At 59.5% G+C, this 12,872-nt stretch carries 16 protein-coding genes; 8 read left to right on the top strand and 8 right to left on the bottom strand.

What is annotated here, in order from left to right; translation table 11 throughout:
- Window positions 1-63 precede the first annotated feature (63 nt).
- Window positions 64-639: a LabA-like NYN domain-containing protein gene (locus P2081_RS17410; protein ID WP_278924137.1), complete on the top strand. Its 576-nt coding sequence runs from the start codon at window positions 64-66 to the stop codon at window positions 637-639.
- Between the two features lie 210 nt (window positions 640-849).
- Here P2081_RS17410 and P2081_RS17405 read toward each other — a convergent pair whose 3' ends face one another.
- On the bottom strand, window positions 850-3,087 hold the full coding sequence (locus P2081_RS17405; protein ID WP_278924136.1) for an ATP-binding protein: 2,238 nt from the start codon (window positions 3,085-3,087) through the stop codon (window positions 850-852).
- A gap of 231 nt (window positions 3,088-3,318) precedes the next feature.
- Here P2081_RS17405 and ispH point away from each other — a divergent pair, with 231 nt between their 5' ends.
- The 5 genes from ispH to P2081_RS17380 all read left to right on the top strand — a co-directional run bounded on the left by ispH (window position 3,319) and on the right by P2081_RS17380 (window position 6,793).
- Complete coding sequence (ispH, locus tag P2081_RS17400) at window positions 3,319-4,293, top strand: 4-hydroxy-3-methylbut-2-enyl diphosphate reductase (protein ID WP_278924135.1); 975 nt, start codon at window positions 3,319-3,321, stop codon at window positions 4,291-4,293.
- 166 nt (window positions 4,294-4,459) lie between these two features.
- Window positions 4,460-5,074 (top strand): LysE family translocator, encoded by a 615-nt coding sequence (locus P2081_RS17395; protein WP_278924134.1) that lies wholly within the window; start codon window positions 4,460-4,462, stop codon window positions 5,072-5,074.
- A 10-nt stretch (window positions 5,075-5,084) separates the two neighbouring features.
- Complete coding sequence (locus tag P2081_RS17390; protein ID WP_278924173.1) at window positions 5,085-5,678, top strand: class I SAM-dependent DNA methyltransferase; 594 nt, start codon at window positions 5,085-5,087, stop codon at window positions 5,676-5,678.
- A complete protein-coding gene (gene rnhA / locus P2081_RS17385) occupies window positions 5,671-6,138 on the top strand; it encodes a ribonuclease HI (RefSeq protein ID WP_278924133.1) in 468 nt (155 codons plus the stop codon). Before P2081_RS17390 ends, rnhA begins: the two co-directional genes overlap by 8 nt.
- Before the next feature lie 31 nt (window positions 6,139-6,169).
- Window positions 6,170-6,793 carry a trimeric intracellular cation channel family protein gene (locus tag P2081_RS17380; protein ID WP_278924132.1) on the top strand — a complete coding sequence of 208 codons (624 nt, stop codon included), beginning with the start codon at window positions 6,170-6,172 and terminating at the stop codon, window positions 6,791-6,793.
- A 42-nt stretch (window positions 6,794-6,835) separates the two neighbouring features.
- Here the strand turns inward: P2081_RS17380 and P2081_RS17375 are convergent, their stop codons facing one another.
- Genes P2081_RS17375 through def (P2081_RS17350) form a run of 6 tightly spaced genes read right to left on the bottom strand, consistent with a single transcriptional unit; the run spans window position 6,836 to window position 9,798 of the window.
- Window positions 6,836-7,072, bottom strand: coding sequence for a GlsB/YeaQ/YmgE family stress response membrane protein (locus P2081_RS17375; RefSeq protein ID WP_278924131.1), 237 nt, complete (start codon window positions 7,070-7,072; stop codon window positions 6,836-6,838).
- A gap of 12 nt (window positions 7,073-7,084) precedes the next feature.
- Window positions 7,085-7,321: a hypothetical protein gene (locus tag P2081_RS17370; RefSeq protein ID WP_278924130.1), complete on the bottom strand. Its 237-nt coding sequence runs from the start codon at window positions 7,319-7,321 to the stop codon at window positions 7,085-7,087.
- Between the two features lie 13 nt (window positions 7,322-7,334).
- Window positions 7,335-8,255 carry a methionyl-tRNA formyltransferase gene (gene fmt, locus P2081_RS17365; RefSeq protein WP_278924129.1) on the bottom strand — a complete coding sequence of 307 codons (921 nt, stop codon included), beginning with the start codon at window positions 8,253-8,255 and terminating at the stop codon, window positions 7,335-7,337.
- Window positions 8,256-8,273: 18 nt separating this feature from the next.
- Complete coding sequence (def, locus tag P2081_RS17360) at window positions 8,274-8,771, bottom strand: peptide deformylase (RefSeq protein WP_278924128.1); 498 nt, start codon at window positions 8,769-8,771, stop codon at window positions 8,274-8,276.
- Complete coding sequence (def, locus tag P2081_RS17355) at window positions 8,768-9,274, bottom strand: peptide deformylase (RefSeq protein ID WP_278924127.1); 507 nt, start codon at window positions 9,272-9,274, stop codon at window positions 8,768-8,770. The genes def (P2081_RS17360) and def (P2081_RS17355) overlap by 4 nt, the downstream gene beginning before the upstream one ends.
- Before the next feature lie 5 nt (window positions 9,275-9,279).
- Window positions 9,280-9,798, bottom strand: coding sequence for a peptide deformylase (def, locus tag P2081_RS17350; protein ID WP_278924126.1), 519 nt, complete (start codon window positions 9,796-9,798; stop codon window positions 9,280-9,282).
- 170 nt (window positions 9,799-9,968) lie between these two features.
- Between def (P2081_RS17350) and P2081_RS17345 the strand changes: the two genes are divergently transcribed.
- Window positions 9,969-11,141, top strand: coding sequence for a MalY/PatB family protein (locus tag P2081_RS17345; RefSeq protein ID WP_278924125.1), 1,173 nt, complete (start codon window positions 9,969-9,971; stop codon window positions 11,139-11,141).
- Window positions 11,142-11,242: 101 nt separating this feature from the next.
- Here P2081_RS17345 and P2081_RS17340 read toward each other — a convergent pair whose 3' ends face one another.
- Window positions 11,243-11,614, bottom strand: coding sequence for a hypothetical protein (locus P2081_RS17340; RefSeq protein ID WP_278924124.1), 372 nt, complete (start codon window positions 11,612-11,614; stop codon window positions 11,243-11,245).
- Window positions 11,615-11,889: 275 nt separating this feature from the next.
- On the opposite strand from P2081_RS17340, the gene P2081_RS17335 reads away from it, so the two are divergent.
- On the top strand, window positions 11,890-12,864 hold the full coding sequence (locus P2081_RS17335) for a glutathione S-transferase family protein (protein WP_278924123.1): 975 nt from the start codon (window positions 11,890-11,892) through the stop codon (window positions 12,862-12,864).
- Window positions 12,865-12,872: the final 8 nt, after the last annotated feature.

The following is a 12,872-nucleotide window of genomic DNA, read 5'->3' as shown; positions in this document are numbered from 1 at the left end:
GCCGCATCAAATCCACTCACGGACTATTTGGCGCAAGCGGATTTACCAGAAGGACACTTTAGGATGTTTTACAAAGACGAACGGCTTGCGCTGTTCATAGACGGTTCGAATCTCTACGCTGCCGCCAAGGCGTTGGGTTTTGATATCGACTACAAGCTTTTGCGCCAGGAATTTATGCGCCGAGGAAAGATGCTGCGGGCCTTTTATTATACGGCTCTGCTCGAAAATGATGAATATTCCCCCATCCGTCCGCTTGTTGATTGGCTGCATTACAATGGCTTCACCATGGTGACCAAGCCGGCCAAGGAATACACCGACAGCATGGGCCGCCGCAAAGTCAAAGGCAATATGGATATCGAGCTGGCCGTGGATGCCATGGAACTGGCACCACACGTGGATCACATCGTGCTGTTTTCGGGCGATGGGGATTTCCGCCCGCTGATCGCCAGCCTGCAGCGCCAGGGTGTGCGGGTCTCTGTGGTTTCGACCATTCGTAGCCAGCCGCCGATGATCTCGGATGAACTGCGCCGCCAGGCCGATAATTTCATCGAACTGGAAGAGCTGAAAGATGTCATCGGTCGTCCACCGCGAGAGTATGCCTCTGATACGCGGCCTGTTGCTGCCGCGCCAAGCACCTAGACAGACCCGCTGGTGCCGCAATCAGGGGTGCCAGAACGACCTGAAGATAACACTGTGTGTGCGGCATCAGCCTTGGTGAAGCCTCAAGCTATATCTCCCAAAGGCCCTCGACCCGCCACACTCACCCCGGGCGTGTTTAGGGCCTTTTTGGCAGGATCTCCCTCTTCCCAAAGCGACGCGGCCTAGGCCCGGATCATACCCGAGAGAAGATTATCCTCTGTGGCCAATCGCCCAGCGCCGTGTTTCATCGCTGACATTCGGCGTCGGGAGCTGCTGGCGGATCACAGCCTCCAATCCGGCGATTGTCACCGGTTTTGACACGAAGGCATCCATGCCTTCTGCCAGACATTTTTCGATCTCTGCTTCCTGCGCATTCGCCGTCACCGCCACGATGGGCGTGTGGCGCAGGCCCTGCTCTGCCTCGATCTTACGAATGGCGCGGGTCAGCTCGAACCCGTCCATTACCGGCATCTGGCAATCCGCCAGAATCATATCATACCGCCCCTTGGTCCAGGCCGAGAGGCATTCTGCCCCATCGCGCGTCAGTGTCGCCTCGCAGTTCAGCAGCGCCAGTTGGCTCTCGATCACTGCGCGATTGATTTCATTGTCTTCGGCAACCAGAATGCGCCCACCCGGCAGGTCCTGCGTAACAGGCGGGGATGCTACATGGATCCTGGATCCGGTCTGCTGATGACCCCGCCCTGACAGCACGTCCAGTGCCTCCCAGAAGTCACTGGGAAGCACTGGATCGGATTGAACAACCACCCAGTCAGAGCTTATCCGTTCCTGCTGCATTGAATCCCCGGCGCTAAACTCCAGAATCTTTAGATCCGGCAGCTCTTTTTGAAGGCGTGTGCGGCACCAGGCATCCTGCTGACCCCCATCTTCCGGGACTGGCAAGACAAAGATTGCCGCGCCCCCGACCAGCCGCGCCTGCGCCAGCCATTCATCCCGGCTTGCCACCCATTTCAAGTCACAGTCCGCAGCCAGAACATAGGCAGGCCAGCCACAGTCCTGTCCCGCCACCGGCATCATCGCGATGACTTTGGTACCTGCCAACCGAGGCGCCTTGATCGGCCCCGACGGCTCTTGCACTGGCAGACGCACAGTAAAGCGGCTTCCCTCACCTAGGTTGCTATCAACCGAAATCGTGCCGCCCATCTTGGCCACCAACTGCTGTACGATCGTCAAACCCAGGCCATTGCCTTTGATCATCCGCTTGGACGTCATCGCAGAGCGTTCAAACGGCGCAAAGATCGCCTCTTGGACCTCTGGTTCGATGCCGATACCATTGTCTTCGATCAGGAAATCTATCCAGCCCGGCTTGCGGATTTCAACGCGCAGCCCAACCCTGCCCTCATCCTCGCCTTCCATTGGTTCGGAAAACTTGATTGCATTGCCCAGCAGGTTAAGCAGGATCTGACGCAGCCGCCCCGCATCCCCCTTTAGCGTATCCGGCAAATCCGCCTGAACAGAAAGCGACAGGGCCACCTGCATCTGGCGTGCATGCGGGCGCAGGGTGGCCGTCGCCCCTTCGATCAGCGGCAGCAGGCGCATCGGTGCCTCAAACAGTTCCATCTTGCCGGCCTCGATCCGGGACACATCCAGAATATCGTCGATGATCCACAACAACGAGTTCGAAGACTCCTGAATGGTATTCAAAATGCGCCGCTGCTCCGGCGACAGCTCCGTGCGGCCCAGCACCTCTACCATGCCAAGAACCCCGTTCATCGGGGTGCGGATTTCATGGCTCATCGCGGCCAGAAAGTCGCTCTTGGCCTGGTTCGCCTTGGCTTCATCCTGATGCGCGTCGAGCAGATCATCACTATAGCTTTCAGCCATACGACCGAAGGCCATCATTTCAACGATGAAGATTGTGAAAATCGTGACCAGAATCCCCCCAGACAGATAGGATGCGGAAATCTCATCATCCAGCACCGGCGGGCCAAAATAGTCGTGCCCCAGATAGCGGATTAACAGCCAGCAGGACAGGGCACTTGCCAGCAACAGATAGATCGCCGTTTTTTCGCGCCGCATGGAAAAGGTCATGAAAGGCCCCCCCAACAGGACGGCAAAAAAGAACTCTGCATTGCTGTTCTCTGGCATGGAAAACACCGCTCCCATCACCGCCACCAGACTAATCAGATACCACAGCACGCGCGCCAGCAGGGTATACCGGGTCTGGAGCAGGATCAGCGCGACAACGCAGCCGGTGATGGCCACCGCCGCGTTGAACACCACGATAGGCGCACCCATGAAAAATCCGACAGAAATCCAGGCGATGGCGAGCGCGATAACCGCTCTGCAGGTTATCCTCACCGTGCGAAACCGGCGCTCCATGGTGACCTGATACTGGCGATCCATGAATTTCTGCTTGCTGGTACTGGTGCCTCTGCCGACCTGGCTCACCTCTTCCGGCACACAGCTTGCTAACGTCTCGTCAACCATACGAAATACTCTCAACCAATTCTCAGGGCGGGCCCAGACTTAATGCAGCCCAGAATCGGCCGTTAATCGACCATGAACCAGAGCCGTTAAAATAATCCTTTTCTTCTGATCAAGTGCGGCATCCCAACCTAGCCCTGCGCCTGAGACCCGCCAGCCCCGCGCATTAAACTGCCGCCACAAGACTGGACCTTGCGGCGGCAAAGCCTTACCTCTGCCCACAAGGAGACGCCGATGACCAAACCTGCCCTCACCCTCTATCTGGCCGCGCCGCGCGGTTTCTGCGCCGGTGTGGACCGCGCCATCAAGATTGTGGAACTGGCGCTCGAAAAATGGGGCGCCCCGGTCTATGTGCGCCACGAGATCGTGCACAATAAGTTTGTCGTCGATGGGCTGCGGGCCAAGGGCGCGGTCTTTGTCGAAGAGCTGGAAGAATGCCCCGAAGACCGGCCGGTCATCTTTTCTGCCCACGGGGTGCCCAAATCCGTGCCCGCCGCCGCCGAAGCGCGCCAGATGGTCTATGTCGATGCCACCTGCCCGCTGGTCAGCAAGGTGCATATCGAAGCCCAGCGCCATGCGGAACAGGGGCTGCAAATGATCATGATCGGCCACAAGGGCCATCCTGAAACCATCGGCACCATGGGCCAGCTGCCTGCGGGCGAGGTGCTTTTGGTGGAAACCCCCGAAGATGTGGCTGAAGTGCAGGTGCGCGACCCGCAGCGTCTGGCCTATGTGACCCAGACCACCCTCTCGGTGGATGACACCAAGGGCATCGTTGCCGCCCTCGAAGCGCGCTTTCCGGCCATTATCGGCCCCCACAAGGAAGATATCTGCTACGCCACCACCAATCGGCAAGAGGCCGTGAAGGCCGTAGCGCCCAAATCTGACGCCATGCTGGTTGTCGGCGCGCCCAATTCTTCCAACTCTCGGCGTTTGGTCGAGGTTGGCGCCAAGGCGGGCTGCCAGTACACCCAACTGGTGCAGCGGGCTGAAAACATCGACTGGCGCGCCCTGGAAGGGATCTCAAGCATTGCCATCACCGCCGGGGCCTCGGCGCCAGAGCTGCTGGTGAATGAAGTGATCGACGCCTTTCGCGCCCGGTTTGATGTCTCGGTCGAGGTCGTCGAAACTGCGGTGGAACGCGTTGAATTCAAGGTGCCGCGGGTGTTGCGTCAATCAGCTGACACATCGATCACCCCCTCGGCATAACCCGCCCAGCGCCGTCCATGCCTGCCTGCATGCGCGCCTGGCCTTGCTGCGGGCGCGCAGGATCGTGAAGGCTTTTGTGCCCCCGCCGGTTTACGGCTGCGCCGCTTGCACCTAGGCTGCACCCAATGCCCGATTGGCCAAACGCGCATTGCAAAGGGATATACTGATGATTTCGACACAGTTTCTGATGACCGCCCTTGTGGTTGTTCTGGCCCCCGGCACCGGCGTTCTCTACACGCTTGCACTGGGGCTTGGCCAAGGGGCGCGCGCTGCAATCTGGGCCGCCCTGGGCTGCACCCTTGGCATCCTGCCCCATCTCACCGCTGCGACGCTGGGGCTGGCTGCGGTACTGCACAGCTCGGCGGTCTTGTTTCAGATCGTCAAAATCCTTGGGGTGCTTTACCTGCTTTATCTGGCCTGGCAGGCCCTGCGCGCAGGCGGAGCGCTCAGCATCACCTCGGTGGCCAAGCCGCAAGCACGCCTGCGCATTGCCCAACGCGGTGCCCTGATCAATATCCTCAACCCAAAACTGTCGATCTTCTTTCTGGCACTCTTGCCGCCGTTTCTGTCGGGGGATCCCGCATCCGCGACACTTGAAATGGGCGCGATGGGCGCGGTCTTCATGGCGCTCACCTTTGTGGTCTTTGTGCTCTATGGGGTCTTTGCCGCCCAGGCCCGGCAATTTGTGCTTGGCTCTGAAACCGTGGTGACCTGGCTCAACCGGGGGTTTGCCGCCATTTTTGCCGGTCTTGCCACCCGCCTGGCCCTGGAACGCGCCTAGAGGTCCGATGATGAGCGATCCCGAAACCCTGCAGATCTATGACACCCGCGCAGCGGATTATGCCGCCAGGAATCGCGATCATCTGTTGCAGGATCCGCGCCTGCAGAGCTTCATTGCTGCCTGCCCCACAGGCGGGCGCGTGCTGGATCTTGGCTGTGGCCCCGGCACCTCGGCCCTGGTGATGGCCAAGGCGGGATTGCGGGCAGATGCCATGGATGCCTCGCGCGAAATGGTTGCGCTGGCCAATGCCCAAGACGGCGTCACCGCCTGGCAGGCAACCTTTTGCGACCTCGCACAAGACGCCATCTATGATGGGGTCTGGGCCAACTTCAGCCTGTTGCACGCCCCGCGTCAGGACCTGCCGCTGCATCTGGCAGCGATAAAGTGCAGCCTCAAACCCAAAGGTGCCTTTTATATCGCGCTGAAGCTGGGTAAGGGCGAGGCCCGCGACACCCTGGGGCGGCTTTATACCTACTACAAGGAAGATGAATTGAAAAATCTGCTCAAGACTGCCGGTTTTACCGTGCTGGATTGTTCTTATGGCAAGGGCGAAGGCCTGGACGGCAAGATGGCCCGCTGGATTTCGGTGGCGACCCATGGCTAAACTTTATGCCTATACCGATGGTGCCTGTTCCGGCAATCCCGGCCCCGGAGGCTGGGGTGCGCTGTTGCGGGCCATGGACGGCGATACCGTGGTCAAAGAAAAAGAACTGAAGGGCGGCGAGGCCAATACCACCAACAACCGGATGGAGCTTTTGGCGGCCATCAATGCCCTTGAAAGCCTGGACCGGCCCTCGACGCTGACCGTGGTGACCGACAGCAACTATGTGAAAAACGGCATCACCGGCTGGATTTTTGGCTGGAAGAAGAACGGCTGGAAGAATGCCGCCAAAAAGCCGGTGAAAAACGTCGAGCTTTGGCAGCGCCTTGATGCCGCCCAAAACCGCCACCAGGTCACCTGGGAATGGGTCAAGGGCCACGCAGGCCACCCCGAGAACGAACGCGCGGATGAGCTCGCCCGCGCGGGCATGGCCCCCTTCAAAAAGAGCAAATCAAAAGCATGACTGGCGCGACAGGGATCCGGGAGAGACAGCCATGACCCTGGTCACCCTGCTGGATTACGCCTCGGTTCTGGTCTTTGCCCTGACCGGGGCGCTGGTGGCCAGCCGGGCGCAGCTGGATATCGTCGGTTTTGCCTTCATTTCCTGCCTGACGGCGGTGGGCGGCGGCACGGTACGGGATTTGTTGCTGAACCGCGATCAGGTGTTTTGGGTCGGTGATCCCAATTTCATTCTGCTGGCATCCGGTGCGGCGGTGGTGGTGTTCTTCACCGCCCATCTTGTCGAAAGCCGCCTGCGCTGGGTGATCTGGCTGGACAGTTTTGCCCTTGCTATCGCGGTATCTGCCGGCACTGGCGCGGCCCTGTCGATGGGCAAACCCGCCGTCATCGTCGTCTTGATGGGCATGGCCACCGGGAGCCTTGGCGGTTTGATGCGCGATGTGGTGGTGGGCGAGGTCCCCCTGGTGCTGAAACAAGGCGAGCTATACATCAGCTGCGCCATGATCGGGGCCATTGTCGCCGTTGCCGCAATTTCACTTGGCATCACATCGGGGCTGGCGCTTATTCTCTGCGCAGGCGTGTGCTGGGGGTTGCGGGCGGGCTCTATCGCTTTTGGCTGGCATCTACCTGTCTACAAAAGCCGCCCACCGCGCAGCTAGGCCAGGCCAGCCCGGTTGGGCAGATCACGTCAGCCCGTGCTGCTAGCGTTTGACATAGACTTGCCAAAGCCAGATCAGCACCAGCGCCCCAAGAACCGCGCCCACCAGCCCGGCCATCATCCCCATCACCGACAGCAGCATCCGCAAAACCAGCCCGCCAATCAATGCACCCGCGATGCCAATCACCACAGTGGAGATGATATCCAGCTCAAGCCCCATGATCCGCGTTGCCAGAAAGCCTGCCGCAGCGCCAATGATGATCAGAAAGATAATAGCCATGAAAGCTCTCCCTCAGCGGCGCCAGTGGAACGGCACTATGATCAGCGCACCGATAGAGGACAGGATGGCGTTCACCCCCGGCGATACAAAGCCAAGGCCGAACATGATCCGCATGAAATAAAACAGAAAGGCTCCGCCGATACAGATGATGATCGACGCCAGATAGCCATTCTGAGTAAAGCCGCTTTTCTCGGCAATATAGCCGGTGATCCCGGCGATCACCATGGTTCCCGTCAGGGCTAAAAACATCGCCACGCTCTCCTTATAGCTGACGACCACTTTCCAGCGGAAAGCCCAGCACAAATATGTCGCGATCCTGCGCGCCTTTACCGGCCCGTTGCAACCGCAAAAGCTCAATCGCGCCAGCACCGTCGCCCGTGCCACAGGCAATGGTCAGGCGATCACCATCCAGCACCTGCCCCGGCTGGCCAGTTCCGCTCGCCAAACGCGAGGCCAGCAACTTGACCCGCTGACCATCAATTTCCACCCAGGCACCGGGAAAAGGCGACAGCCCGCGGATCTTGCGGTCGACCTCCTCGGCGGGCTGTGTCCAGTCGATCTGCGCTTCGGCCTTGTCGATCTTGGCGGCATAGGTCACGCCCTCATCGGGTTGCACCTGCGGCGACAGCCCATCGAGATGGCCAAGCGCGGTGACAATCAGCGAGGCACCCATGTCTGACAGGCGGTCGTGCAGCTGGCTGGTGGTTTCTTCTGCACCAATGGGGGTGCCTTCGCGCAGCAGCACCGGGCCGGTATCCAGACCTGCCTCCATCTGCATGATGCAGACGCCGGTTTCCTCATCCCCTGCCATGATCGCGCGATGAATGGGGGCTGCGCCGCGCCACCGCGGCAGCAGGCTGGCATGAATATTCAGACAGCCGCGTTTCGGCGCATCCAATACCGCCTGCGGCAGGATCAGCCCGTAGGCTACAACCACTGCAACATCCGCCTGCAAGGCCGCAAAGGCCTCTTGTTCGGCCGCGCCCTTCAGCGATACCGGATGGCGCACCTCAAAACCCAGTTCAAGCGCGCGGGCATGCACAGGGGTCGGCCGATCCTTCTTGCCGCGCCCTGCGGGGCGCGGGGGCTGGCAATAGACGGCGGCGATGTCATGTCCCGCTGCAACCAGCGCGTCCAATACCGGCACCGAAAAATCCGGCGTTCCCATAAAGATGATGCGCATGGAGCTGCTCCCTGGCTTTTAGCCGTTCAATTTCCTGGATTTCTTTATCAGCATGTCACGCTTCACCTTGCTGAGGTGATCAAAATACAGCTTGCCGTTCAAGTGGTCGATCTGATGCTGTACGCTGGTGGCCTCGATGCCGACAAAATCGCGTTCCGTCATCGCGCCGGTTTCATCCATGTAGCGCACGGTGACGGCACGCGGGCGTTTAATCTTGGCCGAGACACCAGGCAGATTGGGGCTGGCTTCTTCGTGTTCGCGCAACTGAGTGGAGGCATGCAACACCTCGGGATTGGCCATCCGCACAGCGCGGCCACGCTCCTTGGAGCCATCAACCACCGCAAGGCGCAGCATCACCCCGATCTGATTGGCACCAAGTCCAACACCGGGCATCGCCTCCATCGTGTCGATCATATCCTGCCAGATCTGGCAGATTTCATCGGTGATTTCATCTACCGGGGCCGCCGCAGTCCGCAGGCGTTTGTCGGGCCAGGGCAGGCAAATACGTGCGGTCATGCAGAACTCTCCAGAGTGCGGCGATAGGTGCCTTCCGCCTCGGCGCGGGCCGCAGGGCCCAGCCGGTCAAAGGTGACAAGCCCATCAAGGTGGTCATATTCATGCTGAATGCAGCGGGCGGCAAAACCATCAAAGCGTCCCTGCTGCCAGGCGCGCCCAGCGTCCTGCCAGCGCAGTGTCACGGTGGTGGGGCGCTGCACTGCCACAAGAACGCCTGGTATGGACAGGCAGCCTTCTTCACCCGGCTGCTGGGCCTCGCCAAAAGACAGGATTTCGGGATTGATCATCACCAGCGGCGCCGGCGCGCCCTCTTTCCAGCTGACATCCATCACGAACAGCCGTTTCAACACCCCGACCTGCGGCGCAGCCAGGCCGCGCCCCGGCGCGTCATACATGGTATCAAACATATCCGCGATCAGCCCTGTCAGATCCTCATCGCCCACCGCAGCGCAGTGGGTCGACAGGCCGGGATCGGGCCACTGAACGATCGGCAAGAGCGCCATCCCCGTCAGTCCCGCGCCATTTCGCGCTTAAGCTTTTGCATCTTGCGCGTGATCATCTGCCGCTTCAACGGTTTCAGGTAGTCGATGAACAGCTTGCCTTGCAGATGGTCGATTTCATGCTGGACACAGGTGGCCCAAAGCCCATCAAAGGTCTCGCGCTGCACCTTTCCGTTCCGGTCCACCCACTGCACCTCGACCTCTTTGGGGCGGGTCACTTCGGCATATTGGTCCGGGATCGACAGGCAGCCTTCGTCATAGACGTTTGTCTCGTCCGAGGCGGCGATGACTTCAGGGTTGAACATCACCAGAGGCTTGGCCGCGACACCCTCGGCCTTTTCGCAATCCAGCACGATCAGGCGATCCAGAACCCCGATCTGCGGCGCAGCCAGGCCAATGCCGGGGGCCGCATACATGGTTTCCAGCATGTCATCGGCCAGCAGACGCAGTTTATCCGAAAGATCCGACACCGGGGCGCAGACCTTTTTCAAACGGGGATCAGGATGGATCAGGATCGAATGTTTCATGGGGGTGATTTAGGCCATTGCCCCCATCACTGCAACGGCTAGGCACCGCAGATCCCTGCCCGCCGCCCAAAAAGTACCGCAGGCGCCAAGCCATCGCGGGCTGAAAGCACGGATCCGCTTGCACATGGCGCGTTTGCCGCTAGCTTCGCTGAAAACAACCGGAGGATCTCATGGATTTTGACAGCATCATTGACCGTCGCGGCACCTATTGCGCCAAATGGGACTACATGGAGAGCCTCTATGGCGTCTCTCCTGATGATGGGCTGGCGATGTGGGTCGCGGATATGGATTTTGCCGTGCCACCCATGGTCACAGACAAGATGCGCGAAATGGCCGATCACGGGATCTATGGCTATGTCAACTGTGACACCCCCTACAAGGATGCGATTTGCTGGTGGATGCAAAACCGTCATGGCTGGACTGTCGAGCCAGAGGCGATCTTTACCACCACCGGCCTGGTGAACGGCGTTGGCATGTGCCTGGATACCTTCACCCAGCCAGGCGACGGCATCGTTCTGTTCACGCCTGTCTATCACGCCTTTGCCAAGGTCATTAACAATGCCGGCCGCGAAGTGGTCGAATGCCAGATGATCAATGAAAACGGCCGCTATGAAATGGATATGGCAGCCTATGACGCCCAGATGACCGGCAAGGAAAAGATGGTCATCCTCTGTTCACCGCATAACCCCGGCGGCCGCGTCTGGACCCAGGAAGAGTTGCAGGCGGTGGCGGATTTTGCCAAACGCCATGACCTGATCCTGCTGTCGGATGAAATCCACCACGATCTGGTGTTTGATGGCGCGACACATATCCCGATGCAGAACGCGGTCCCCGAGATCACTGACCGGTTGCTGATGCTGACCGCTCCGTCCAAGACCTTTAACTTTGCCGGGCTGCACACCGGGCAGGTGATCATCCCCGACCCCGATCTGCGGGAAAAATTTCAGCGCCGCATGCTGGCGCTGGCGCTGGCGCCAAATTCAGCCGGACAGCTGGCCACCGCGGCGGTCTATTCGCCCGAAGGTGCCAAATGGGCGGATGAGCTGGTCGCCTATATCGATGGCAACCGTCAGGTCTTTGATGCCGCCATCGCGGAAATTCCCGGCCTCAGCACGATGAAGCTGCAGGCGACATATCTGTCATGGGTTGATTTTTCCGGCACCGGGATGAGCCGGGAAGAATTCACAAAACGGGTTGAACAGGGGGCCGGCATTGCTGCCAACCATGGCACCACCTTTGGCACCGGCGGCGAAACCTTCCTGCGCTTCAACATGGGCACCCAGCGCAGCCGCGTGATCGAGGCAGGCGAACGTCTGGCGCGGGCCTTTTCAGACCTGCAGTGAAACATCCAAAGACCCGCTAAACAAAAGACCCGCAGCCATCCGACTGCGGGTCTTTTTTCATTCTGGCCTAGGCCTGTGCAGCACAGATGAACGCGCTGTCGTTATCCAAGGCGGCTTTCGGCGCCCTCATTGCCCAGCAGACCCACCGGCGCATCCGGGGCGCGGTAGAAATCCAGCGGGGCGCTGGCCGCTGCTGCGGTGGAACGCTTAAACTCATAGCGCATTTCACCGCCCTCGGCCTCGGAGGCGACGATCAGGCACTGCGACACATGGCGCGCGCCATCATAAATATCGACCAGCCCACGCAGCTGCGGCACAAATGCCTCTTCGACAGAAAAGCCATTCTTCCAGGTGCGCAGCACCGGAAAATAGCCACCATCGACAGCCACCCGCAGGCGGCTTTTCTTTTTCAGGCCCGAAACGCGCGCAGCATCCAGCGCCTCTTGTACAGCTTTTGGCACATAGGTGGTCATGGCAGTGGCCCTTTTTGCAAGTGAACGAGCGATGGAGAATCGCATCCGGGTCGGCTGTGTCTTTCCCTTCTGAGGGTGACTTGAAAATGGATAAAATCAAGTGAACATTTTGAGACAACCGCGCCGTCTGCCTGCAACACCCAGGTGTGATGTGCGCCGATGCAGAGCCCCTGCGCGACCACAAGCCTAGGCCTGAACGCCAGCTGCGCCTATCTGTGATGCAACGACGATACACCGACGGGCTGGCCCGCCCGCAGTTGAGGAGAGATGCGCCCATGGGACTTTTGATTGACGGGATCTGGAAAGATCAGTGGTATGATACCAAATCAACCGGCGGTGCCTTTGAGCGTTCCAAATCGCAGTTTCGCAATTGGATCACGCCGGATGGCAGCGCTGGTCCCAGCGGCAAGGATGGCTTTCAGGCCGAAAGCGGACGCTATCATCTTTATGTCTCGCTGGCCTGCCCCTGGGCCCATCGCACCCTGATTTTTCGCGCCCTGAAAGGACTGGAAGATCATATCTCGGTCTCGGTTGTGCATCCTGACATGCTGGGCGACGGCTGGACCTTTGAGCGCGACGACCATGGTGCCACCGGCGATCATCTGTTTCAGTCCGACTATGCGCATCAGATCTATACACGTGCCGATCCCAAATACTCCGGCCGCGTCACCGTCCCGATCCTCTGGGACAAGCAACGCGGCACCATCGTGTCAAACGAAAGCGCCGAGATCATTCGCATGTTCAATTCGGCCTTTGATGACATCACCGGCAACACCCGTGATTTTTGGCCGGAAGAGCTGCGCGAGCCAATCGAGGCGGTCAATACGCGGGTCTATGACACGGTGAATAATGGCGTCTACAGATGTGGATTTGCCACCAGCCAAGAGGCCTATGACGCCGCCGTGGGGCCGTTGTTTGACTCGCTTGACTGGCTGGAAGATCTGCTGTCGCAGCATCGCTATCTGATGGGCACAGAACTGACCGAAGCAGACTGGCGCCTGTTCACCACGCTGCTGCGGTTTGATCCAGTCTATCACCTGCATTTCAAATGCAACAAGAAGCGGATCATCGACTATCCCAATCTCTGGGCCTATTGCCGCGAACTGTTTCAGATTCCTGGTGTTGCCGACACCGTGGGCATGGACCATATCGTGCGCCACTATCACTACAGCCATGACACCATAAACCCCTACCGCATCATTCCGGTGAACCCGGATATCGACTGGATGGCCCCACATAATCGCGGCTAACCCCTGCC

The organism is Pseudophaeobacter profundi (assembly GCF_029697505.1).
GTDB lineage: Bacteria > Pseudomonadota > Alphaproteobacteria > Rhodobacterales > Rhodobacteraceae > Pseudophaeobacter > Pseudophaeobacter profundi.
Note: the sequence above shows the minus strand (reverse complement) of the source record. Positions and strands in the feature narration are given on the sequence as shown.